This is a genomic window from Methylovirgula sp., assembly GCF_037200945.1.
GTDB lineage: Bacteria > Pseudomonadota > Alphaproteobacteria > Rhizobiales > Beijerinckiaceae > Methylovirgula.
Genome location: NZ_JBBCGP010000001.1, coordinates 539,795 through 563,731 on the forward strand (window position 1 = coordinate 539,795; position 23,937 = coordinate 563,731).

20 protein-coding genes are annotated in these 23,937 nt (G+C 61.5%); 16 read left to right on the forward strand and 4 right to left on the reverse strand.

Going from position 1 to position 23,937, the window contains the following annotated elements:
• Positions 1–59 precede the first annotated feature (59 nt).
• Positions 60–449 (reverse strand): succinate dehydrogenase, hydrophobic membrane anchor protein, encoded by a 390-nt coding sequence (gene sdhD / locus WDN02_RS02560; protein ID WP_337292017.1) that lies wholly within the window; start codon positions 447–449, stop codon positions 60–62.
• Between the two features lie 24 nt (positions 450–473).
• Entirely contained in the window at positions 474–887 is a 414-nt protein-coding gene (sdhC, locus tag WDN02_RS02565) for a succinate dehydrogenase, cytochrome b556 subunit (RefSeq protein WP_337292018.1), read from the reverse strand.
• Positions 888–1,193: 306 nt separating this feature from the next.
• Between sdhC and rsfS the strand changes: the two genes are divergently transcribed.
• The 6 genes from rsfS (at position 1,194) to WDN02_RS02595 (ending at position 6,810) form a co-directional block, all read left to right on the forward strand.
• Positions 1,194–1,529, forward strand: a complete 336-nt coding sequence (rsfS, locus tag WDN02_RS02570; RefSeq protein WP_337294844.1) for a ribosome silencing factor — start codon at positions 1,194–1,196, stop codon at positions 1,527–1,529.
• A 91-nt stretch (positions 1,530–1,620) separates the two neighbouring features.
• A complete protein-coding gene (gene rlmH / locus WDN02_RS02575; protein WP_337292019.1) occupies positions 1,621–2,103 on the forward strand; it encodes a 23S rRNA (pseudouridine(1915)-N(3))-methyltransferase RlmH in 483 nt (160 codons plus the stop codon).
• A gap of 69 nt (positions 2,104–2,172) precedes the next feature.
• On the forward strand, positions 2,173–3,549 hold the full coding sequence (locus WDN02_RS02580; RefSeq protein WP_337294845.1) for a peptidoglycan DD-metalloendopeptidase family protein: 1,377 nt from the start codon (positions 2,173–2,175) through the stop codon (positions 3,547–3,549).
• Positions 3,549–4,964, forward strand: coding sequence for a S41 family peptidase (locus tag WDN02_RS02585; protein WP_337292020.1), 1,416 nt, complete (start codon positions 3,549–3,551; stop codon positions 4,962–4,964). The genes WDN02_RS02580 and WDN02_RS02585 overlap by 1 nt, the downstream gene beginning before the upstream one ends.
• Before the next feature lie 151 nt (positions 4,965–5,115).
• Positions 5,116–6,312: a divergent polysaccharide deacetylase family protein gene (locus WDN02_RS02590; RefSeq protein ID WP_337292021.1), complete on the forward strand. Its 1,197-nt coding sequence runs from the start codon at positions 5,116–5,118 to the stop codon at positions 6,310–6,312.
• 6 nt (positions 6,313–6,318) lie between these two features.
• Positions 6,319–6,810 carry an RNA pyrophosphohydrolase gene (locus WDN02_RS02595; protein WP_337292022.1) on the forward strand — a complete coding sequence of 164 codons (492 nt, stop codon included), beginning with the start codon at positions 6,319–6,321 and terminating at the stop codon, positions 6,808–6,810.
• Between the two features lie 19 nt (positions 6,811–6,829).
• On the opposite strand, the gene WDN02_RS02600 is transcribed toward WDN02_RS02595, so the two are convergent.
• Positions 6,830–7,165: a cupredoxin domain-containing protein gene (locus tag WDN02_RS02600; RefSeq protein ID WP_337292023.1), complete on the reverse strand. Its 336-nt coding sequence runs from the start codon at positions 7,163–7,165 to the stop codon at positions 6,830–6,832.
• A 171-nt stretch (positions 7,166–7,336) separates the two neighbouring features.
• Here WDN02_RS02600 and WDN02_RS02605 point away from each other — a divergent pair, with 171 nt between their 5' ends.
• From WDN02_RS02605 to WDN02_RS02625, 5 genes are all read left to right on the forward strand, one after another.
• Positions 7,337–8,425, forward strand: coding sequence for an ATP-dependent RecD-like DNA helicase (locus tag WDN02_RS02605; protein ID WP_337292024.1), 1,089 nt, complete (start codon positions 7,337–7,339; stop codon positions 8,423–8,425).
• A 117-nt stretch (positions 8,426–8,542) separates the two neighbouring features.
• The gene (locus WDN02_RS02610) at positions 8,543–9,940 is read left to right on the forward strand and encodes an IS701 family transposase (protein ID WP_337292025.1); all 1,398 of its coding nucleotides are present in this window, start codon (positions 8,543–8,545) and stop codon (positions 9,938–9,940) included.
• A gap of 262 nt (positions 9,941–10,202) precedes the next feature.
• Positions 10,203–11,060 carry a universal stress protein gene (locus WDN02_RS02615; RefSeq protein ID WP_337292026.1) on the forward strand — a complete coding sequence of 286 codons (858 nt, stop codon included), beginning with the start codon at positions 10,203–10,205 and terminating at the stop codon, positions 11,058–11,060.
• An 82-nt stretch (positions 11,061–11,142) separates the two neighbouring features.
• Complete coding sequence (locus WDN02_RS02620) at positions 11,143–12,294, forward strand: efflux RND transporter periplasmic adaptor subunit (protein ID WP_337292027.1); 1,152 nt, start codon at positions 11,143–11,145, stop codon at positions 12,292–12,294.
• 7 nt (positions 12,295–12,301) lie between these two features.
• Positions 12,302–15,445 carry a multidrug efflux RND transporter permease subunit gene (locus tag WDN02_RS02625; protein WP_337292028.1) on the forward strand — a complete coding sequence of 1,048 codons (3,144 nt, stop codon included), beginning with the start codon at positions 12,302–12,304 and terminating at the stop codon, positions 15,443–15,445.
• Positions 15,446–15,495: 50 nt separating this feature from the next.
• On the opposite strand, the gene WDN02_RS02630 is transcribed toward WDN02_RS02625, so the two are convergent.
• Entirely contained in the window at positions 15,496–16,893 is a 1,398-nt protein-coding gene (locus WDN02_RS02630; protein WP_337292029.1) for an amidase family protein, read from the reverse strand.
• Between the two features lie 218 nt (positions 16,894–17,111).
• On the opposite strand from WDN02_RS02630, the gene WDN02_RS02635 reads away from it, so the two are divergent.
• The 5 genes from WDN02_RS02635 (at position 17,112) to exbB (ending at position 23,936) form a co-directional block, all read left to right on the forward strand.
• Entirely contained in the window at positions 17,112–18,425 is a 1,314-nt protein-coding gene (locus tag WDN02_RS02635; RefSeq protein ID WP_337292030.1) for an Nramp family divalent metal transporter, read from the forward strand.
• 158 nt (positions 18,426–18,583) lie between these two features.
• The gene (locus WDN02_RS02640; RefSeq protein ID WP_337292031.1) at positions 18,584–20,071 is read left to right on the forward strand and encodes a carbohydrate porin; all 1,488 of its coding nucleotides are present in this window, start codon (positions 18,584–18,586) and stop codon (positions 20,069–20,071) included.
• Between the two features lie 77 nt (positions 20,072–20,148).
• Complete coding sequence (locus WDN02_RS02645) at positions 20,149–21,264, forward strand: hypothetical protein (protein ID WP_337292032.1); 1,116 nt, start codon at positions 20,149–20,151, stop codon at positions 21,262–21,264.
• Between the two features lie 173 nt (positions 21,265–21,437).
• A complete protein-coding gene (locus WDN02_RS02650; RefSeq protein ID WP_337292033.1) occupies positions 21,438–22,685 on the forward strand; it encodes a Dyp-type peroxidase in 1,248 nt (415 codons plus the stop codon).
• Between the two features lie 222 nt (positions 22,686–22,907).
• Complete coding sequence (gene exbB, locus WDN02_RS02655; RefSeq protein ID WP_337292034.1) at positions 22,908–23,936, forward strand: tonB-system energizer ExbB; 1,029 nt, start codon at positions 22,908–22,910, stop codon at positions 23,934–23,936.
• Position 23,937: the final 1 nt, after the last annotated feature.

A 23,937-nucleotide genomic window follows, 5' to 3' on the forward strand; every position in this document is an offset into this window, starting at 1 on the left:
TCAATCAAGAGAGGGATTTTCGCGAAAAACCGGTATTCCCTTTTTCGCATCCCGCTCCATTAAAGGCTCAGCTTGAGCACCGCAAAGATCGCCGCCGCGCCGAAGCCGACGGCAAAAAGCGCATTGCCAATCAAGGCCCATTCCCGTGCCCGGGGCGTGTGAACGTAGTCATCGATGATCGACTGCATGCCGACCCGCATATGCACGATGCTCGCAAGGATGAAGAGCAAGAGAAAGATCGCGGTGCACGGATGCGCAAACTCCGCCCGCACGCCCGCCTCGCTCTTGCCGACGAGGTGCAGCATGATCCAGACGAAAGCGATCGCGAGTGGCACGAGGGCCGCCGTCGTCACACGCATACGCCACAGTTCGCCGGTGCCGGACTTGGCAGCGCCGAGAAACGACACTTTGCTGGCTGCGCTGCGGATCGAATGTGGATCGCGGGTCATGCTCTAACTCGTGCTCGGTTTTGGCTAGATGAGATGCGCGGCGATGAAAATGATCAATGTCGCCGTCACGCTGGCGATGAGCGTGCCAAAAGCTAGAACTTCGCGCCCTTTCTTGTCGAAGCCGTAGCCGAAATCCCAGATGAGATGCCGGATACCGCCGAAGAAATGATGCAGAAGGGCAAAGGTGAAGCCGAGCAAGATGATCTGCCCGATAATCGATCCCAGAAACCATGCCGCGAAGCTGAAAGCCGAACCGCCGGTCGCCACGGCGAACAGATACCAGACGAACAGCAGCGTGCCGGCATAAAGCGCGGCGCCGGTGATGCGATGCGCGATCGACATCACCATCGTCATCATGGGACGATAAATTGTGAGGTGCGGTGAGAGCGGCCGGCGCATCTCGAGGCTTTGGCCTTGTTTCACATCGACTTCCGCCATCGCCCCTCCCCGAGCCCGTTCACGCCGCGACTTTTGCGCAACATCCGCCGACTTTCGTTTCGACCGGCGGGTCGTCTTTCGGCTTATACGGGGCTTGTGCGGAGGCGCAAGGGGCCAAATCCGCGCAATCGATGGCAAAGAGATGGTGCTGGTGTGGATTGAAAATAAACCTGATTCGGCCCACCTTAGAGCTGCGCATGAGTCATGCGCCTCAGGAGGATCGAACCACTGGTTTCGACAATTGCCCTCGAGACGGTAGCACTACCGTTTCCCCCGGCTGCGGAATTCTCCAATTCTCCCGCCGGTATGTTGGTGCAGACTGTGCAGGGGTGTCTTAACGACGCCAAGGCAGAGGACATCGTCTGCATCGATCTCAATGGCAAGACTGCGCTCGCCGACACAATGATCATCGCTACCGGCCGTTCCAACACGCATGTTGGCGCGATGGCGGAGCGTTTGATCAAGGCGCTCAAGGAATTGGGTGTCGCGGCGCCGCGCGTCGAAGGATTGGCAAATTGCGACTGGGTGCTGGTGGACGCGGGAGATGCCGTGGTCCATCTGTTCCGGCCGGAAGTGCGCCAATTCTACAACCTGGAAAAAATGTGGGGACGCGACCGGCCGAGCGAACGCCAGGCCGGATAGCAACCCAAGTTTTGTTCGTGTTGCCAGTGCGCGGTTGGCCGCTGCACAGGGTGGGATTTGCGCTTCATTTGACCGCGCGCTTGAGGCTCCGATGCGCCTGATTCTGTTCTGCATCGGACGGGCCCGCGCCGGCCCGGAGCGCGAACTTGTCGAGCGTTACATCAGCCGCGCCGCCGCGGCCGGCCGAAGTATTGGCTTTTCTTCCGTCGAACTGCGGGAATTTGACGAAAGCCGCGCCCAGCGGCCGCAAGATCGTAAGCTTGAAGAAGCCAAGATTCTTCGCGCCGCCTTGGGCGCAGCAGCCGCTTTCATTGCCTGCGATGAGACCGGCAAAAACCTGTCGAGCACCGATTTCGCCACGCAACTCGGCAATGTGCGCGATGCTGGCGTCACAACGCTCGGGCTCGTCATTGGCGGCCCGGACGGACTCGATCCCGCCTTTCGCGCCGAAGCATGTGTGGCTATTGCTTTTGGCGCAATGACCTGGCCGCATCAATTGGCGCGCGTCCTGGCAGCCGAGCAAATCTATCGCGCGATGACGATTCTCACCGGGCATCCCTACCACCGGATTTAACCCTCTCGCGCAGAAGCGCCACGCGCGTCATACTTCGGCCATCGCGGCTGCCCCAAGCTGTGATTCGTGATGCAACCGAACGCGCCTGCGCGACAGACCAAAATCGACATGCGCCTCGCGCTGCTCTGCCTCATCCTCACCCTCCTCGCGCCGCTGCCGCTCGCCGCGCAGACGGACGCGCCGCCATCCGACGCGCCCGCCGTCACCGACAAAGAGAATGCGATCTCGTCGCATAAAACCGAATTGCAGGGCGTCGAAGACACGATTGCCGCCTCCAACGCGCAGCGGCAAAAGATCGAGGCTGAGGTCGAAAATCTGCGCGGCGACCGGGCACGGCTTTCAGCGACCTTGATCGAAACCACCCAGCATATTCAGGATAATGAGGCGAAGGTCAGCGACGCGGTCGCGCGACTCGTGGGCCTCAAAGGGCGCGAGAACGCGATCCGCCGCTCGCTCGCAAGCCGCCGCGACGTGATCGCCGAAGTGCTGGCCTCCCTGCAACGGATGGGGCGCACGCCGCCGCCGGCCCTGTTCGTCTCGCCGGAAGATATGCTGCAAGCGATCCGCACCTCGATGATGCTCGGCGCCGTGGTGCCGCAGATGCGCGCGGAGACGCAAGCCTTGGCAACCGACCTCGCAGCGCTCCTGCAAGTCCGCCAAGCGGTCACGACCGAAAGAGCGCAATTGGCGCAAGAAAACGCCGATCTCGGCCTCCAACGCCAAAAGCTCGCAGCGTTGATCGATGCGCGGCAGGCCTCGCTCGGCGTGGCCGAACAGGCGCTCAGTGCCGAAGAGCAACGGGCTGGCGATCTGGCGCGCCAGGCGACGAGCATGAAGGACCTGATTTCCAGGATGGAACAGGACTTGGTCGGCGCCAAACACGCCGCCGAGGAAGCCGCGAAAGCCGAGGCCGCCCGCAAATTGGCGGAGGCCGCCGCCCCGCCGGTTCAAAAAAGCGACATTTCCCCTTTCAAGGACCCCGGCCGCCTTGCTCCTGCCATGGCCTTCGGAGATACGAAGGGTCTACTGCCCTTGCCGGCGGCCGGCGCAATTGTGCGCTCTTACGGTGCGCCGGACGGTGTTGGCGGTACGGAAAAGGGTTTGCTGATGGCGACGCGGCCAGATGCCATTGTCGCCGCGCCATATGATGGCTGGGTTGCCTTTTCGGGGCCCTACCGGAGTTTCGGACAAGTCTTGATCATCAATGCTGGCGGAGGCTATTATATGGTCTTGGCCGGAATGAAGAGAATTAACGTAGAGGCAGGACAATTCGTCCTTGCCGGGGAGCCCGTCGCGAATATGGGTGACGGGTCGGTCAAAACCGCCGCGGCCATGGCCATTGGCGCGGCCGAGCCCATCCTCTATGTGGAATTTCGGAAAGACGGGGCGGCGATCGATCCGGGCCCATGGTGGGCGAAGCCGGACATGCAAAGGGTTCGCGGATAATGCGCAAAATTTCACTTTTATTGTGTGGCGCGACGCTTGGTGCGGCGGCGGCCTTGGTTGGTACGCAAACATTTCTCTTCCCGGCTACGACGCCGGCCACAGCCGCTGCGGCAAATACCTATCGTAGCCTGAACCTGTTCGGCGACGTTTTCGAAAAGATCCGCACGGACTACGTCGAAAAGCCCGACGACCAGAAACTGGTCGAAGCGGCAATCAACGGGATGCTCACCTCGCTCGATCCGCATTCGAGCTACATGGACGCCAAGGCGTTCAACGATATGCAGGTGCAGACCCGCGGCGAATTCGGCGGTCTCGGCATCGAAGTCACGCAGGAAAACGGCTTCATCAAAGTCGTCACCCCGATCGACGATACCCCGGCTTCACGCGCGGGCATTCTCTCGGGCGACATTATCGCGGCAATCGACGGCGATGCGGTTGACGGCATGACGCTGAACCAGGCCGTCGACAAAATGCGCGGCGAGCCCAACACCGTTGTGACGCTCAAAATTCTCCGTGGGCCAAAGCGCGATGCGCGCGACGTCAAGCTGACCCGTGCGGTGATCGAAATCAAATCCGTCCGCTCGAAGAAAGAGGGCGACGACATCGGTTATATCCGGATCACGCAGTTCAACGAGCAGACCGCCGATGGCGTCCGCGACGCGTTGCTGAAATTCCAGACGGATGTTCCGAACGACAAGTTGAAGGGCTATATCCTCGACTTGCGCAACAATCCGGGCGGCCTGCTCGACCAGTCGATCGCCGTCGTGAACGCGTTCGTCGATCACGGCGAGATCGTCTCGACGCGCGGCCGCAACGCCGACGAAACGATGCGCTACAATGCACGTCCGGGCGATCTTTCCCACGGCAAGCCGCTCGTCGTCCTGATCAACGGCGGTTCGGCTTCGGCCTCGGAAATCGTCGCCGGTGCGCTGCAGGATCATAAGCGCGCGACGATCATCGGCACGCGCTCCTTCGGCAAAGGCTCGGTGCAGACGATCATCCCGCTCGGCCAGGACAATGGCGCGTTGCGGCTCACCACGGCGCGTTATTACACGCCGTCGGGCCGCTCGATCCAGGCGCAGGGCATCGAGCCGGATATCGTCGTGATGGAAGACGTGCCGGCCGATCTCAAGGGCCGCGACGAGACCAAGGGCGAAGCTTCGCTCAAGGGGCATTTGCTCAACGGCACCCATGAGGAGCACGGTTCGCAGGCCTATGTGCCGCCGACCGACAAGGACGACAAGCAGCTCATCGCGGCGGAAGATCTGCTACGCGGCGTGACCCACGCCGAGGCCTCGGCCAACCAGGTGACGCCGGCCGCAGCGCCGACACCCACCCCGGCGAAGCCTGCGACGCCGGCGCCAGCGAAGCCGGCAGCGCCCGCAACCGACCCCGGCGCCGGCAAGACGCCCTGAGGTTTCCGGGCTCAAGACGTTGGCCGTAAAACATTCGCCCCGCGACCCGCAAGGATCGCGGGGTTTTTGTTTGATCCGCCGCCGGTTTCTGCGCTGTCCTGCCTGTGTATGATGACTGGCCGTGATTCGTGATCACGGGAAAAGGCAATCCATGCCGGACGACGATCTGCACAAACCGCTCGGGCTCGACAAAAAACCCGCCCCGCCGCGTAGGCGGATCGTGGGTGTTGTCGTATCGGGGGCCCTCGGCTGTGCGGTGGTCGTGGCATTCGTTGCGCTGCGCGGACCCGGAGCAGCGCCCGACGCGCCGCAGGCCATGGCCGCGATCGTACCCCAAGCACCGCCTCCTTCCACGCCTCCAATTGTGCCGACGCAGACGGCCTACGCCGCCCCCTTATCCAACAATACGCACAGCGCCGCCGAAATCGAACTCGACAGCGGCGTCAAAGTCGTCCGCGCGAATGGCGGCGTGGCACCGGATTCGACGATTATAGAAATTCCGCAAGCGCATAGTCTGGCGCTGACACCAGCCCCCGATCCGCGCCTTGTCGAGATGAGCCGTTACGGCGCGCTGCCCCGGATCGGCGCCGATGGGTCGCGGCCAGCGGACGTCTATGCGCGGCCGGTCGAAATGGACATCACGCTCAAGGCCGATGCGCCGCGTGTTGTGATCGTCGTCGGTGGTTTGGGTCTCAGCCGCACGATCACCGAACAGGCAATCGCCACCCTGCCCGCCGGTGTCACGTTCGGCTTCGCGCCCTATGGCCACGACCTTAAGGCAAGTGTCGCCGAGGCCCGTGCGAATGGTCATGAAATCATCCTGCAGGCGCCGATGGAGCCGATGGATTATCCGCAGACGAACCCCGGCCCGCATCTCCTTTTGACGAGCGCCGGCCTTGCCGCCAATACCGACAACCTCCATTGGCTCATGAGCCGGTTCCCCGGCTATGTCGGGATTGGCAATTTTCTCGGTGCGAAATTCACCGCCGATCTCAAGAGCCTTTCGCCCGTGCTGCAGGAAATCGGCGAGCGGGGGCTCATCTATCTCGACGACGGGAGTTCGCCGCAAAGTCTCGCGATGACGGTCGCCGCGCAGGATAACGTTCCCGCCATCAAGGCCGACATCATCCTCGATGCGGCCCCGGACGGGATCGAGGCGGCGCTGGTTCAACTCGAGGCGATGGCGCGGAGCAAGGGTCTCGCAATCGGAGTGGCAAGCGCTTTGCCTGAGAGCCTTGAGAAGATCGGGCGCTTCGCGCGCTCGACCCAGGCCGATGGCCTCGCCCTCGTCCCGTTGAGCGCGGCCGTCGGCAAGACGACGCCCAGCATGGTCGATCGCGGCCAGTAAGGTCCTATGAACGAGTCACAAGGCTACCGTCCCTGCGTGGGAATCATGCTTCTCAACCGCCAGGGGCTCGTCTTCATCGGGCGGCGGCGGCACAAGCGTCAGGAGCATTACGAATACGATTGGCAGATGCCGCAGGGCGGCATCGATCCCGGCGAAAACGCCTACGACGCGGCGCGGCGTGAGCTTTTCGAGGAGACCAATGTATCGTCAGCGCGGCTGCTCGCCGAAGCGCCCGACTGGTATTCCTACGATTTGCCGCGCGACGCCGCGAAAGCCTCGTGGAAAGGCCGCTATCGCGGTCAGCGGCAGAAATGGTTCGCCCTACGTTTTGAGGGCGACGAGACCGAGATCGACATCGAAGTGCCCGGCGGCGACGTGCATCCCGAATTCGACGCCTGGCGTTGGGAGCGGATGGAACGGCTACCCGAACTCATCGTGCCCTTCAAACGCCATGTCTATGAGGACGTCGTGAAACTCTTCGGCCATTTCGCGGGATAAGCCGAAGCTCTCGTCTCAGCTATTTCGCGATGACGACGCCACGCGGTGCATTCTCATGAAAATCGTCGAAGAAATCGTATTTTCCGGGCGCCAGCGGATGCACTTCGACGCTGATCGTATGCCCTGCCGCGACGACTTTTTCCTTATGCAGGCGATGGCTCTCGAATTCTGAAGCGGTCCTGCCTGTATTGTGCACGATGATTTTGAACCGCGTGTTGGCGGGAACCTCAATCTGCAGCGGGGTGACCTTGCCATCGTGAAACTCGATGCTTGGCGCGACAGCGGCCGCATACGCCGGAATAGCCACGGCAAACGAAATGGCGAACGCAAGCGCCGTGCAATGACCCATCTTCATTTTCTTCAATCCATATTTCGCCGGAAGACGAAAGCATCTAGAGCGTGAAGTTAGCGGCAAAAGCAAGACACGCCCAGGAGAATGGAAATGTTCTAAAGCGTTGTTTAGAAGCGTCTTTGAAAACAGCCGGATTACGGCGTGATTCGATCCAAGATGAGCTGATCCCACAATATGGAATGGTCGCCGCAACAGGATGCCGCGTTGAAGGCTGTCAGCTTCTGGCTGAAGCGTGGCAAGCCGCAAGTCTTCCGCTTGTTCGGCTATGCCGGCAGCGGCAAGACGACGCTCGCGCGTGCCATCGCCGACGAGCTTGACGGCGACGTTCTCTTTGGCGCCTTCACTGGCAAGGCGGCACTCGTCATGCGCTCGAAGGGCTGCCGCGACGCGCGCACCATTCACAGCATGATCTATCGCACGCGGGAAACGGACGTGGAGGAACCCTCCTTCGTGCTGAACGAGGACGGACCGGCGAGTAAAGCCGAATTGATCATCGTCGATGAATGTTCGATGGTCGACGAAGAGCTTGGTCGCGATCTTCTGTCTTTCGGCAAACCCGTGCTCGTTCTCGGCGACCCGGCGCAATTGCCGCCGATTAAGGGCGGCGGTTTCTTCACCGAGGCCGAGCCGGATGCGATGCTGACCGATGTGCATCGCCAGGCCGCCGACAATCCGATTATCCGGCTTTCGATGCTGATCCGCGATGGCGGCCGGCTGACCCCCGGCCGCTATGGCGAGAGCCGCATCATTTCCCGCGACCTGATCGACGCCGAACAAGTCAAAGCCGCCGACCAGGTGCTTGTCGGATTGAACCGGACGCGGCGCGCCTATAACCGCCGGATACGAGAATTGCTTGAGCGCGCAGGCACGATGCCCGAACCGGGCGACAAACTCGTGTGCCTGAAAAACGACCGCAAGAAAGGCCTGCTCAACGGCTCGCTCTGGAATGTGCAGACAGCAGGCACCGTTCGGCGCAAAAAGATACGGATGACCGTCGTGCCGGAAGAAGACAATGCACATAAGCCGCTGCGCATTGGCGTTCTGCCGGAATTCTTTACGAGCGACGAGGAAATCCCCTACGCGCTGCGCCGCGATTCCGACGAGTTCGATTACGGCTACGCCCTGACCGTGCACAAGGCACAAGGCTCGCAATGGGACAATGTCGTGCTCTTCGACGAAAGCGGCGCCTTCCGCGATCATCGCGCCCGCTGGCTTTATACGGCTGTCACGCGTGCGGCGGAGACTTTAACCGTCGTTCTCTAGTCTTACTGAGTCAGAAAGCCGCGGCGGTTTGCGGAGGCGACTCACGTAGGCTTGGGAGATTCATTTCGGCACGGAGGCCATGATGGATCTTCGAACGGATGGCTGTGCGGAACGGTTTTGGGTTACGTTGCAGGGCTGGTGAGCGTGCTCGGTCATGTGGACCGAGCTCGTCCGCTACGCGATTATTGCACCGGGCTTCTGATGCCGGTCGAACGCAAGAGCGTTGAGCCGATGGCGGCGGTGACAGCGCCGGAACGGACGGCGGCACAGCACCAATCCCTGTTGCACTTCGTGGGTGAGGGACGCTGGTCCGATGAGGCGGTTTTGGCCAAGGTGCAGGAGATGGTCCTGCCGAAGATCGAGGACCATGGACCAATCCAGGCGTGGATCATCGATGACACAGGGTTCCCCAAGAAAGGCCGGCATTCGGTCGGCGTGGCGCGGCAATATTGCGGCCAGCTGGGCAAGCAGGATAATTGTCAGGTCGCCGTCTCGCTGTCGCTGGCCAACAGGCACGCCAGCCTGCCGGTAGCTTATCAGCTCTATCTTCCGCACGACTGGGCCGACGACGAACTGCGGCGGTGCAAAGCCCATGTGCCTCAGGAGATCGGCTTCAAGACCAAGCCCGAGATCGCGCTCGCGCAAATCCGCGCGGCCTATGACGCGGGACTGCCTCGCGGCGTCGTCCTGATGGACGCTGGCTATGGCGCCAACACGGAGCTGCGCCGGGCCATTGCCGCCTTGGGCTTGACCTATGTCGCCGGCATTCTGCCCAACACCACAGTGGGGGCGCCGGGCACCGCACCGGCTCGTCCCAAGGCGTGGTCAGGCCGCGGCCGCCCACCCAGCCTGATGCGCCGCGACAGCCACCACCAACCGATCTCGGTGAAGGCGCTGGCGCAGAGCCTGCCGGCCAAAGCCTGGCGCACGGTCACATGGCGCGAAGGAACCGCCGAGCCGCTCACCTCGCGTTTCGCACGCCTGCGCGTTCCTGCCGCCCATCGCGATTACAATCTGTCCGAGGCGCGGCTTGAAGAATGGCTATTAATCGAGTGGCCCAAGGGCGAAGCTGAACCGATAAAATACTGGTTCTCGACGCTGCCGGAGAAAATCGCATTCACGCGTCTGGTTGACCTTACAAAGCTGCGTTGGCGCATCGAGCGCGATTATCAGGATCTCAAGCAGGAGATCGGCCTGGGGCACTTCGAAGGCCGCGGCTGGCGCGGCTTCCATCATCACGCGACGCTGTGCATTGCCTCCTATGGATTCCTGATCTGCGAAAGGCAGACGATTCCCCCCTCGGGCATGCGTCCCGGCGGGGTCTTCCAAACGCCTTGTCTTTCCGCCAATCAGCGACCCCGCGGCTCTGCCGCTGCGCACAGAACGTCACATCCCAAACTCCATCGCGACCATGCGACGACGATTAACGGTCGCGCTCGCCAGACAACTCGCGCGATGTCCCTGCTGTGCACGACCGATCAAGAAAGTCAGGCTACGAAATTTATGACGCAGTAAGACTAAGGGGGATACGAAAAAGCGGACACCGGTTTTTCAACGCAATCAAGTTTACGCAGATTGCGTAAACTTATCTGCGCAATCCCGCTCTAAATTATCAGAACCGATCCCGTTCATGATTTTGGATCAATTCAAGTCGGGCCTGCCCGACTTGAACACCTGAACGCCCCAACTCTGGCAAGCCAGAGTTGGGTTGATCCAAAATCATCGTGATCTATCCGCCTTGTCCTGCGTCCGAATTCGGGCATCATGAGCACGTAATGTGGACGAACCCATGAAATCCATCCTGATCCCGGTCGAGGCCCATGCCGGCATGTCTGCCGTGCTCGAAACGGCACGGCTGCTCGCCCGCAAATTCGACAGCTATCTCGAAGGCGTCGCGCTTGGCCCGGATTTGACGCAAATCGTCGCGGCGGATTTCTCGGTCGACGGCATCGTCTTCGACGATACGGTCCGGCGCGACATTTTCAATGAAGCGCAGGCGATGTTTGAAACCTTCATGCGCGAATCGGGCATCCCTTTGCATGGTGCGCCTGGCGGCGAGAACGCACCGGCGCCGTCCTATGGCTGGGCCCGCAACGGCCTCGTCTCCGACAATGGCGTCGGCGAATACGGCCGCGTCTTTGACATTATCGCGGTCGGACGGCCCGGTCCGGGCGCGCAACAGCCGCGCAAATCGACGCTCGAATCGGCGCTGATCGAGAGCGGCCGTCCGCTCCTGATCGCCCCGCCGCGCGCGCCGAGCCGTCTCGGCGAAACCATCGCCATCGCCTGGAACCGCAGCCCGGAAACGGCACGCACTGTTGCCTTCGCCCTGCCCTTGCTGAAACAGGCCAAGGATGTCCCGGTCTTCACCATCCCAGGCTACAGCCTCAGCGGGCCCGATCATGTGCAATTGACAGAAAGCCTGCAACGCCACGGTATTCCGGCGCGTGCCATTGATGTGCACGAGACGGCGAAGACGCCGGGGCTCGCAGTTCTTGTCACGGCCCGCGCTGCCGGCGCCGATCTCCTCATCAAAGGCGGCTATACGCAGAGCCGTCTGCGGCAATTCATCTTCGGCCGCGCCACAAGTCAGATTCTCGCCGAGGCCAATATGCCAATCTTCATGGCGCATTAACGCGCGCCCTGCGATTGCCTCGGGCGCTGGTTCAGGGCTAGGTTTAAAAACACATTGGGTCGGCGCGGTTCGAGGGGAACGAATGCTGGCGATTTCCAAGATTGGGCGGCGCGGCGCAGGCCTTGCGCTTATGACGCTGCTGGTGGCGTGCGCGAAGGAAAATACCTTCGTGCCGCCGCCACCACCCAAGGTCGGTGTCGCCTATCCGCTGCAGCAATCCGTTGAGCCCTATCTGGAAGCCACGGGAAATATGACGGCGATCAACACCGTAAATCTCGTCGCGCGCGTTCAGGGCTTCGTGCAAGGCATCGAATACAAAGACGGCGCGACGGTCAAAAAAGGCACGCCGCTCTTCGTGATCGAACCAGTGCCCTACAAGCTGAAGGTGGATCAGGCGCAGGCCGCACTCGACGGCGCCAAAGCGCAGCTTCTGCAATCCTCGATAGAGTTCGATCGTCAGCAGGCGCTTGTCTCGCGGCAGATCTCGACGCAGGCAAATTTCGACCAAGCGCGTGCAAACCGCGACGTCAATCAGGCAACGGTCGAGCAGGACCAAGCCAATCTTCAGCAGGCGCAGATCAATTCCGGTTATACGCAGGTTTCGGCGCCGTTCGACGGCACGGTGACGCAACGTCTCGTCTCCGTCGGCGAACTCGTTGGCACCAATTCGCCGACCCAGCTCGCAACGATCTACCAGCTCGACCCGATCTGGGTGAATTTCACCATCAGCGAGCGCGACGTGCAGACAATCCGCGCCTCGATGGCGAAGCACGGCATCACCACCGCCGATGTCATCGGCAAGGTGCCCGTCGAGGTCGCATTACAGACCGATCGCGATTTTCCGTATAAAGGCGTGATCGACTATATCGCGCCGAACGTCGACCCATCGACCGGCACGCTGAATGTGCGCGGCGTTCTCGAGAACAAGACTTTCCGGCTTCTGCCTGGCTATTTCGTCCGGGTGCATCTGCCACTTGGCAAGATCGACGCCGTGCTGGTGCCCGAGGAAGCAATCGGCGCCGACCAAAGCGGCCGCTATGTCCTCGTCGTGGACGCGAACAATATCGTTCAGCAGCGAAAAGTCACGATCGGCGAGACGTTCGGCAGTCTGCGCCGCATCCAGTCGGGGCTGACCACGAAAGATAAAGTTATCGTCGTCGGGCTGCTGCAAGCCGCCCCGGGAGAGAAGGTCGAGCCGCAATTGCAGACGCTTTCCGCCGACGACGCCAAATAGGCCCGCGATGATCTCGAAATTTTTCATCGAGCGTCCGGTCCTCGCCAATGTCATCGCGATCCTGACGCTGGTGATCGGCGGCGTCGCGCTGTTCACGCTGCCCATCGCGGAATATCCAGACATCACGCCGCCGACGATCCAGGTGACGACGACCTATCCCGGCGCCAGCGCCAAGACGCTGGTCGAGACCGTGGCGCAGCCGATCGAGGAACAGGTCAACGGCGTCGAGGGCATGATCTACATGCAATCGACGAGCGCGTCCGACGGCAGCTATACGCTCACGGTGACCTTCAATATCGGCACCGACATCAATTTCGCGCAAATCCTGGTGCAGAATCGCGTCGCGAGCGCCCTCGCCTCTCTGCCGGCGTCGGTGCAGGCGCAGGGCGTTGTCGTCCAGAAGAAGTCGACCGCCGTCCTGCTCTTCGTGACGCTCTATTCGCCCGACTCGCGCTACAATTCGCTCTATCTCGCCAATTATGCGACGATCCATCTCAAGGATGAACTCTCGCGCGTGCCGGGCGTGGGCAACGTCAATATCTTCGGCGCCGGCCAATATGCGATGCGTATCTGGCTCGACCCCAACAAGCTCTATGCCCGCGCGCTGACGACGCAGGACGTCATCAACGCCGTGCAGCAGCAAAACGAGCAGGTGACAGCCGGTCAGCTTGGTATGCCGCCGGTCAATGCTGGCCAAGCATTCCAATATACGCTCAACGTCGCCGGTCGCCTCGACGATCCGCATCAATTCGAGAATATCATCGTCAAGACCGGCGCGAACGGTGCCGTCACGCGCATCCGCGACCTCGGCCATGTCGAACTCGGCGCGCAGACTTACAGCCAGGCGTTTTCGCTCGACAAACAGCCAGCGGCGGGCATCGCGGTCTATCAATTGCCGGGCGCCAACGCGCTGAATGTCGAACAGGCCGTCGACGCCAAGATGAAGCAATTGGCGAAGGAATTTCCTGACGGGCTTGCCTACACCGTTCCCTTCGACACGACGACTTTCGTCCAGGCCTCGGTCGAAGAAGTCTACAAGACACTCATCGAAGCCGGAATTCTCGTCCTCATCGTGATCCTTGTGTTCCTGCAGGACTGGCGGGCGATGCTGGTGCCCGCGACGACCGTGCCAGTGACGATCATCGGCGCGTTCGCGGCCATGGCCGCCCTCGGCTTCAGCATCAATCTCTCGACCCTTTTTGCGATCATTCTGGCGATCGGCATTGTCGTGGACGACGCAATCGTCATCGTCGAAGGCGCGGCGCATCATATCGAGGCGGGTCTGTCGCCACATGATGCCGCGATCAAGGCGATGCAGCAACTGACCGGCCCGGTCATCGGCATTACGCTCGTCCTGATGTCTGTGTTCCTGCCGACAGCGTTTCTGCCCGGCCTGACGGGGAAGATGTATGCGCAATTCGCGCTGGTGATTGCCGCGACGGCGCTCATCTCCGCCATCAATGCGCTGACCTTGAAGCCGACACAGGCCGCCCTCTGGCTGCGTCCGGCGAAACCGCCCGAGCAGCGTAATTTCTTCTACCGCGGGTTCAACAAGGTCTACGCGCGTGCCGAAGCCGGCTATATGTGGATCATCCGGCATCTGACCTCACACGGCCGCGTGACGGTCATCATCGGGCTGTTGATCATTGTCGCGGCGGTTTATGGCATCGCGCGCATCCCGACGGGCTTTCTGCCTCTCGAAGATCAGGGTTATTTCATCGCCGCGGTGCAATTGCCGGACGGTGCCTCGCTCGAGCGCACCGAAGCGGCGATGAAGGATGTGAGCGACACACTCGGCAAGGTCGATGGCGTCGAACACGTCGTCACCGTGTCGGGTATTTCGGTGCTCGACAACAGCGCCAGCCTCGCCAATGCGGGCGTCGCCTATGTCATTCTGAAACCGTGGAACCTGCGCGGCGCGGCGCTCGGCCTGCTGCCGATGTACAAGAATCTCAATGCCGCGCTGTCGAAGCTTCAGGAGGCGCGCATCATCGTCGTGCCACCGCCGCCGATCCAGGGTGTCGGCAATGCTGGCGGCTTCAGCTTCCAGCTTGAATTGAAGGACGGCAGTTTCGATCTCGCAAAATTGCAGAGCATCACCGACAATGTCGTCGCGGCTGCAAACGGCCAAAGCGCTCTGCAGCGCGTCTCGTCGCCGTACCGTGCGACGGTGCCGCAACTCGCTGTTGACGTGAACCGTATCGAAGCCGAGACATTGCATGTGTCCGTGCAGCAGGTTTTCGATACGCTGACGTCTTATCTCGGCTCGACCTATATCAACCAGTTCAACAAATTCGGCCGCACCTTCCAGGTCTATACGCAGGCCGATTCGCGCTTCCGTGTGCGGCCGGCGGATGTCGAAAATCTGCCGCTGCGCAATCAGGACGGTAAGATGATTCCGCTCGGGACCGTCGTGCATCTGGAAACGGACGTCGGCCCCTCACTCATCAGTCTCTACAATCTCTATCCATCCTCGACGATCATCGGCATGCCGGCCGCAGGCTACAGTTCCGGCCAGTCGATGGACCTGATGGAGCAGGTCGCTGACCGCGAACTGCCACGCGGCACCGGCTATGATTGGACGGCGATGTCCTATCAGGAGAAGATCGTCGGCGGACAAATGTATCTGGCTTTCGGGCTGGCGCTGCTGCTCGTCTATCTCGTGCTTGCCGGCCAGTACGAAAGCTGGCTCTTGCCGCTCGCCGTCATCCTCGCCGTGCCGCTCTCGCTCGTCGGGCCTGTCATCGTCTTCAGCGCGTTGCGGATCGACAACAACCTTTATGTGCAGATCGGCCTTGTGCTGCTGATCGCTCTGTCTGCCAAGAACGCCATCCTGATCGTCGAATTCGCCCGTGACCTCCACAATGAGGGCAAAGACATTATCGAGGCGGGGCGCGAAGCCGCGAGGGCGCGGTTCCGCCCCATCCTGATGACGTCCTTCGCCTTCATCCTCGGTGTCGCGCCGCTTGTCTTTGCCGAAGGCGCTGGCGCCAATGCCCGCAGATCGATCGGCATCACGGTCTTCACCGGGATGCTGGCCTCGACCTGCCTTGCCGTCCTGTTCGTGCCGGCCTTCTATGTCGTCATACAGACGATCCGGGAGCGGGGTTCGGCCAAAAAGCAGCCGGCAACCGCGACGCCGATGGCCTAAGGCTCGAACACCCCGTCTTTACAGGTTCGCGTCCGCCGCCAATGTCGCTGTTACCCGGGCCAGATCGGCGCCGGGCCACATTGCGCCTCAATGATTTCGCCGGCAGCGAAACAGACATCTTCCCGAAAGCGGCTAGCGACGAGTTGTACGCCGACCGGCACGCCATCGGCGAAGCCCGTCGGCACAGCCAGGCCCGGCAGGCCAAGAACGGATATGGCGAGCAGCGGATGGAGCGATGCAATCATTTCGGCGACCGCCGCGTCGCCTGTCTGGTCGAGGTCGACCGGGGCAGGCAGCTTCCAGGAGACCGGCATCAGGATCAGCGGATAGCGCTCCATGAAGAGCTGCCATTCGCGCAAGATCGTGGTGCGGCGCGCCAAAGCGGCAATGTAATCCTCGAACGACAAGCTCTCCGCTGTCGCCATCGTGGAAGCACGGGCGCGCCGCAGCGCGTCATCGCCGAACTCGTCGATCAGCCGCGATGAGCCGCTCCGTTCTTCCGTCTTCACCAGCGTGAAGAACAAACGCGCCGCTTCGGTAAATCGCGGCGGTACAGCCTCCTCGACGTGATAACCGCAGCCCTCCAGACAGGATGCGGCTTTGCGCAGGGCTTCTCGGACTGCCGGGTCGATTTCGACGCCGGGCAGATCATCAAACAGCGCAACGCGCGTAGGTCCGCATTCGCCGAGATCGAACGGGACGGGGCACCACCACGGGTCGCGGGGGTCCACCCGTGCCATAGCCTCCAGACCGAGGCGCAAATCGGCGATGTTGCGGGCGAGCGGACCCTGCATGTTGCAGAGTTGGCTGATAAGCGTTGGCTCGCGTTCGCTCTGTTGCAGGCCCGGCACGCGTCCGAGCGAGGGACGGATGCCGGTGACCCCGCAGGCATAGGCCGGCTGCCGAATCGAGCCGGCCCGGTCGTTACCATGCGCCAACGGGCCGATGCCGCAGGCCAATGCTGCCGCCGCGCCGCCGCTCGATCCGCCGGGTGTGCGGCCGGGCGCCCACGGGTTAAGCGTGCGCCCGTGCAGCGCATTATCGGTGAAGAAACGCGCGCAGAACGCCGGAACGTTGGTGCGGCCGATGATGATGGCCCCCGCCTTACGCCAGTTGGCGACCGGCGGCGCATCTTCCTTGGCGACACGGTCGGCAAACGCCACGACGCCGTTCGTGGTGGGGCGTCCTTCGTAATCGACGTTGATTTTGAGCGTCACCGGGACGCCGTGAAGGCCGCCGAGAGGCTCGCCGGCCGAGACCGCGGCATCGGCGCGGTCCGCAGCGGCCAGCGCCTCCTCAGCCATGACATCAACCACCGCGTTGATCGCCGGATTGACCTCGTCCAGCCGCAACAGGCAACTCGTCACCGCCTCCCGGCTCGAAATGCGTCGTGTACGAATTCCGGCGGCGAGGTCGACGGCGCTCCAGCGCCACAGGTCTATGTGCATCTTTTCTTTCCGGCATCGAAAATTGGAAAATACCCGGGACGTTTATCAACTCCGGTCTCTGACGCCGCAGCTAGATTTGAACCTCCCGGAAACGTGATTCTTCTGCGCCCGGGGCAGGCAGGAAAATTGATTGCTGAAGATCGCAGATGAAACGCACCCCTTGACCTCGATGTAGCCGAGGCTACATAAAGGTGCATGGGTGACATTCTGGCTCAAACATGACTGACCAAGCTCTCGCGCGTCTGACATTGTCGGAACGCACCGCGGCGGCCATGGGCGATGTCCTGGCGGGCCGGCGGCGAGGCTTCGCCGACGCCCTCCTCTTCGTGGGACCGGCGGTCATCGCCTCGATCGCCTATATGGACCCCGGCAATTTCGCGACCAATATTCAGGCCGGCGCGCGCTACGGTTATGCGTTGCTCTGGGTTGTGGTGTTGGCGAACCTCATCGCCATGCTGTTCCAGGCGCTGTCGGCCAAGCTCGGCATCGTCACCGGCCGTAACCTCGCCGAATTGTGCCGCGCCCATTTTCCAAAGCCAATTGTCATCGCCATGTGGATCGTGAGCGAGATCGCGGCCATGGCGACGGATCTTGCCGAATTTCTCGGTGGCGCGATCGGCCTGTCGCTTCTGCTGCATCTGCCGCTCATCGTCGGCATGGGCATCACCGCAATCGTGACCTATGCGATTTTGATGGTCGAGAAGAATGGCTTCCGGCCGATGGAACTCATCATCGGTACGCTCGTTGCGACTATCGCGCTTTGTTATGTCGCGGAAATGTTTATCGCCCATGTCGCTTGGGGTGCGGCGGCTTTTCATTCTGTTGTCCCGAGCTTGCCTGGCGCGGCTGCGCTCACAATTGCCGTCGGGATTATCGGCGCGACGGTGATGCCGCATGCGATCTATCTGCACTCCGGCCTGACCCAAAATCGTGCGCCGGCAAAAAACGACGATGCGCGGCGCCGTCTCGTGCGTTTTTCCAACATTGAAGTCGTGGTCGCGCTTGCGGCCGCTGGCCTCGTCAATATGGCGATGGTGATGATGGCGGCAGCCGCCTTCCATGCCGGCCACAGCGACGTCGCCGAAATCGAGACCGCGTATCACACGCTGTCGCCTTTGCTCGGTCCCGCAGCCGCCGGGATCTTTCTCGTCTCGCTGCTCGCCTCCGGTATTTCGAGCTCTGCCGTCGGCACGATGGCCGGGCAGATGATCATGCAAGGCTTCGTCGGTTTCCGCATTCCGGTCTGGCTACGCCGTCTGCTGACGATGATTCCCGCCTTCGTCGTCGTGGCGCTCGGCGTGAATGCGACACAATCGCTGGTGCTCAGTCAGGTCGTGTTGTCGATCGCGTTGCCGGTTCCGATGATTGCGCTGGTCTGGTTCACGCGTCGCGCCGACATCATGGGGACTTTTGCCAATAGCCATTTGACCGATTTCGCGGCCATTGCCGGTGCGATCATCATCCTCGGCTTAAATATTGTCCTGCTGTTGCAAACTTGCGGCGCGCGTATTCCGGGGTTGCCGTCGAGTTGATCGCCCGCCTTCGCGCTGTGCCAACAGGCTTCCCTGGTCATATTTAGAAGAGTTCTTGTATCGCCTTAGAAGTTTTCTCTTCTTGAGGCGAATCGTTGACTGTGAAAAATCGCAGCTTTAACGATCTGTTACGGGCTCATTATTTGCGCGGGGGCGAGATGCTTTTTGCAGAAAAACGCCTGTTGGCAAGCGGCAATCGTAGATGCGGTGCGCGCTGCAAGCGCGCTGTTCACGAAACTGGCGCCGCGCTCGGCACATTGCTGCTGCTTGGCACGAGTGCATGGGCGGATTCGTCTTTGCCGGCACCGCCGCCTACATTCAGCTTCGCCGACCTTTTTGCCCCGTCGCGCACGACTCTCTTAGGCGACGCAGGCGGGATTCGTCCTGCCCTCGCGAAATACGGCATCACGTTCACGCTCTTTGAGGAAAGCGAAGTCTTCGGCAATGTCACCGGCGGCTTTAAGCGCGGCGCGGATTATGACGGCGTCACAACACCGACGGTCATGCTCGACACGAGCAAGGCATTTGGGTGGGAAGGCGGTACATTCGAAGTCAGCGGCTTCCAGATTCATGGCTCCAATCTCAGCGCCAAGAATCTCGGCGTGCTGCAATTGGTGAGCGGCCTGGAGGCGGAAGATTCCACACGCCTTTGGGAACTTTGGTATCAGCAGACGATCGGCAAGACCGGCTGGGATATCAAAATCGGTCAGCAGAGCCTCGATCAGGAATTCATCACCAGCGCCACGTCGCTCTTGTTCCTCAATACATCGATGGGCTGGCCGCTGGTTCCGTCTGAGAACATGTATGCTGGCGGTCCGGCCTATCCGCTCTCATCGCCTGGCATACGCGCGCATGGTCAGGTCGTGCCGAATGTGACGGCGCTCATCGGCGTCTTTGATGACAACCCGCCAGGTGGTCCGTTCAACGACGATTCGCAATTGCGCGGACCGGAAGCGAATGGCGTGCGCTTCAATCTCAACACCGGTGCGCTCATCATCGGCGAACTGCAGTACGCCTTGAACCCGGCGCCGACCGACCCGAAAGTCAAGGCGACCGGCCTGCCGGGCACCTACAAGCTCGGCTTCTGGTATGATACGGGCTCGTTCCCGGATCAAAGATACGGCACCGATGGTCTGTCGCTGGCGAACCCGGCGAGCAACGGCGTCGCTGCCATGCATCAGGGCAATTACAGCTTCTACGGTATCGCCGATCAGGTCATCTGGCAGCCGGATATTTCTGCGCCCCGCGCGCTGAGCGCCTTCATTCGTGTGATGGGCTCCCCGCAGTCAGATCGCAATCTGATCACTTTCAGCGCCAATGGCGGCTTCGCACTCAAGGCACCGTTTCAGGGACGTGATGGCGATATCGTCGGCCTCGGTTTCGGCTACGGCCTGATCTCGGGCAATACGCGCGGCTTCGATGCCGACACCGCCGCCTTTGCGGCGTCTGGAACATTGTCGCCGGTCCGCAGCTCAGAGGCGTTCCTCGAAACTTTCTACACGATCAATCTCGCAGCCTGGTGGCAGATCACGCCGGACTTCCAATACGTCTTCAATCCCGGCGGCGGTCTCGTAAACCCGACGATCCCGAACCAGCTCGTGCATGACGAAGCCGTGTTCGGCGTCCGCACGACCATTGCCTTCTAGGCAATTCGGCTTCCAGCCGCGCGAGCCTTCGGCGGCCGCACCTAAGCTCTATGCAATCGATATGAGTGAGGACATGTATGATGAGTAAATCAAGCCGCAGGCTTTCTCTCGCCTTCGTCGCGGCCCTGGCCCCCGCCGTCGCCGCTGCGCCAGCGGTGGCGAAAACCAACTTTCTCGACACGCTCAAAAAGACCACGACGCTCGGCTCGACCGTTCCCGATAACGGCGACGTCAATCCCTATGCGCTGCTTGTCGCGCCCGTCTCCATCGGCAAGATCAAGCAAGGCGACGTGCTCGTCGACAATTTCAACGACAAGCACAATCTGCAGGGTGTCGGAACCACGATCGTCGACTACAGCCCGGCAACGAAGACAACGACCTTGTTCGCCTCGGTGCCCAAGACGCTGTCATCATGCCCAGGCGGCGTCGGGCTTACGACCGCGATGGCTATGCTCAAATCCGGCTATGTGATCGTCGGCAGCCTGCCGTCCACCGACGGCACGTTCAAGACCGCCGGGCCGGGTTGCCTGATCGTCTTCGATGCCAACGGCAAATTCATCAAGACGTTCGCCGGCGGTCACATCGACGGCCCGTGGGGCAATGCCGCGCTCGTCGATCATGGGAAAACCGCAACGCTGTTCATTTCGCAGATCGGCGCCGGCAAGGTGCCTTCGGCAACGCAGGCGGGCAAGCTCGCCTCGGTTTTGCGTCTCGATCTCGCGATCGGCAAGGACGGCCCGGCAATTACCAAGGAGACGGTGATTGGCGATGGCTACGACGAACGCGCCGACAAGGACGTCTTCGTGATCGGTCCGACCGGCTTGGCGCTCAAGGACGGCACGCTCTATGTCTCCGACGCGATCGCCAATTCGATCGACGCGATTCCAAATGCGCTGACTCGTAAGGATAGCGCCGGCACTGGCACGCCAATCACCAAGGATGGCCTATTGAAGCGGCCACTGGCGCTGGACAAGGCGCCGAACGGCAATCTGATCGCCATCAACGGGCTCGACGGCGAAATCATCGAGATCGACCCGGTGACGAAAAAGCAGGTTGCCGCGCATTGGATCAATACCAACAAAGCGCAGACGCCGCCCGGCAGCGGCAATTTGTTCGGCGTCGCTTTGACGCTCGACGGCAAGGGCTTTTATTTCGTCAACGACGACGTCAACACCTTGGCCATCGCGCGTTAAATTCGAACTATTCTAATCTGCTGGTTTTAAAGTAGAATCTGGTGGCGGTGGCGATGAAAATCGTCTACCGCCAACCCATCTGAGATCGAGGCAGCCGGCCTCCGATCGTGACCCAGCCGCCTCGTAGCAGAGCGCCTGCAGAGGTCCCAAGCAGAACAGGTCCGGCATCAGCGATGAAGAGTTCGCGGCGAAATTTTCTGGTCGGTGCTGGCGGCGTCTTGGCGGCGAGCGGCATTGCTGCGCGTCAACCGGCGGTGGCTGAACCGGAAACGGCAGCCTTGGCGCCTGAGACAGGTGTCGAGCCCTTCTTCGGTTTGCATCAGGGCGGCATTGCCACGCCATCGCAAACGCAGACCTATTTCGCCGTTTTCGATTTGCAGACCGACAAGGCCGATGACGTCAAGGCGCTGTTGCGGCGCTGGACCGATCTTGCCGCACGGCTTTCGACCGGTGCCTCCAATCGCGCAACCTCGCCTGACGTTTTGAAGACCGACAGCGGCGAGGCTTTGGGACTCAATCCAAACCGGCTGACGTTGACTTTCGGCTTCGGGGCTACGCTTTTCGAGAAGGCCGGCAAGGATCGCTACGGCCTCAAAGCCAGGAAGCCCGAGGCGCTGATCGATCTGCCCTATTTCAACGGCGATCAATTGGTCGAAGAGCAGACGGGCGGCGATCTTTCCATCCAGGCCTGCGCCAACAATCCGCAAGTCGCGTTTCACGCCATCCGCCAATTGGCACGTGAGGCGCACGGCATCGCCTCGATCCGCTGGGCGCAGAGCGGTTTTTCCGCCCAATATGGCGATAAGGCCCCCCGCAACGTGATGGGATTCAAGGACGGTACGATCAATCCGCAGACCAATCTCGATTACGACCGCTTCGTCTGGGTTGGTGACGAGGGTCCGGCATGGATGCACGGTGGCAGCTACGTCGTCGCGCGGCTCGTCCGCATCGCGATCGAACATTGGGACCGCATGGATCTCGACTATCAGCAGCAGACAATCGGGCGGGAGAAATTCTCCGGCGCGCCCCTCGGCGGACGCAAGGAAACCGATCCACTCGACCTCAAGGCCGTTGATAAAGACGGCAATCCGCTCATCCCGCCGACCGCGCACGCACGCATCGCCTCGGCGGCGATGAATGACGGCGCACAGCTTCTGCGGCGTGGCTATTCCTATAACAATGGCGCGACCTTCATCGCCGAACGTTGGCCGCCCTGGCGCCAGGGCATCGAATATGATGCCGGTACGTTCTTCGTCTGCTATCAGCGCGATCCGCGCACGGCCTTTGTCAAAATCTTCGACAAGCTCTCGAAGCTCGACGCGATGAACCAATTCGTCACGCATGTCGGCAGCGGTCTGTTCGCGTGCCCGCCGGGCATTGGCAGGGGCGGATTCATTGGCGACAAGCTGTTTGAGACGTGATTGGCAGCGCTCGGGAATTATTCCCGAGTTTGCTTCCAAACTTTCTCGGATAAACCAAGAAGACTTGCCAAAGCCCCCGCTGTAGAAGGGCTGCGCGCCTGGAAGAGAGATAGAAGAAATCATCGATCGCGCGAATATTTCCCCGCGCAGATTGACCCTTGGCGCCTTGCCACGCAAGTTGGCACGGACACGGGCGGAAGGCTGAGAACAAGGACGGAATTCATGTTTGATGCGCGTCGCGTAAAGGCCTTTGGCCGAGTGCCTCTCACCGTCGCCATATTGATGGCGTTGCCGACACTCAGTTTCGCGCAGGCGCCCGCCCCGGAGGCCGCCCCCAGCGTCGCCGCGCCGCCGTCCCCGGCCATCGCAGCTCCGAAGCCAACGGCGCCTGCCCCGACGGCTGCGGCGACCACAACACCGGCAAAGCCCGCTGTACTCGGCACACCGGCGCAACCCGTCGCGACCCAGCCGGCGGCTGCAAGTCCGGCACCTGCCGCGCCTGTCTCGAATGCGCCGGTCTCAATCGCCTCGCAACTGCTGCCGCAAAATCTATCGGCCTGGGGCATGTTCCTGAACGCCGATATCATCGTGAAGATCGTAATGGTCGGGCTGGCGCTCGCCTCGCTCGCGACCTGGACCGTATGGCTCGTCAAGAGCCTCGAACTTGCCAATGCGAAGCGCAACGCGTCACGTCAGCTCGGCATCCTCGCGCATGCAGCGACGCTCGACGCCGCGCGGACCGATCTCGGCAAGGGTAAAGGCCCTGTGGTGCGCATGGTCGATGCAGCCGCGGCGGAGGTCGATCGCTCAGCGGATCTCAATCCTGATGGCATCAAGGAGCGCGCCGCGGCGCTGATCGAACGCATCGAGGCGCGCGCCGGCCGGCTCGTCAACCACGGCACTGGCATCCTTGGCACGATCGGTTCGACCGCACCTTTCATCGGCCTCTTCGGCACTGTGTGGGGCATCATGAACAGCTTCATCGGCATCTCGAAGACGCACACGACCAATCTTGCCGTCGTCGCGCCGGGCATCGCCGAGGCTCTGCTCGCCACAGCCTTCGGTCTCGTCGCCGCCATTCCCGCGGTCATCATCTACAACGTTTTTGCCCGCAGCATTTCAGGCTATCGCGCCATCCTCGGCGATGCGGCGGCGGAAATTCTGCGTCACGTCTCGCGTGATCTCGACCGCGGCGCCTCCGCCCCAACGGAGAATTGGCACGTCGTCGGCATGCGCCGCCCGGCGGAGTGAT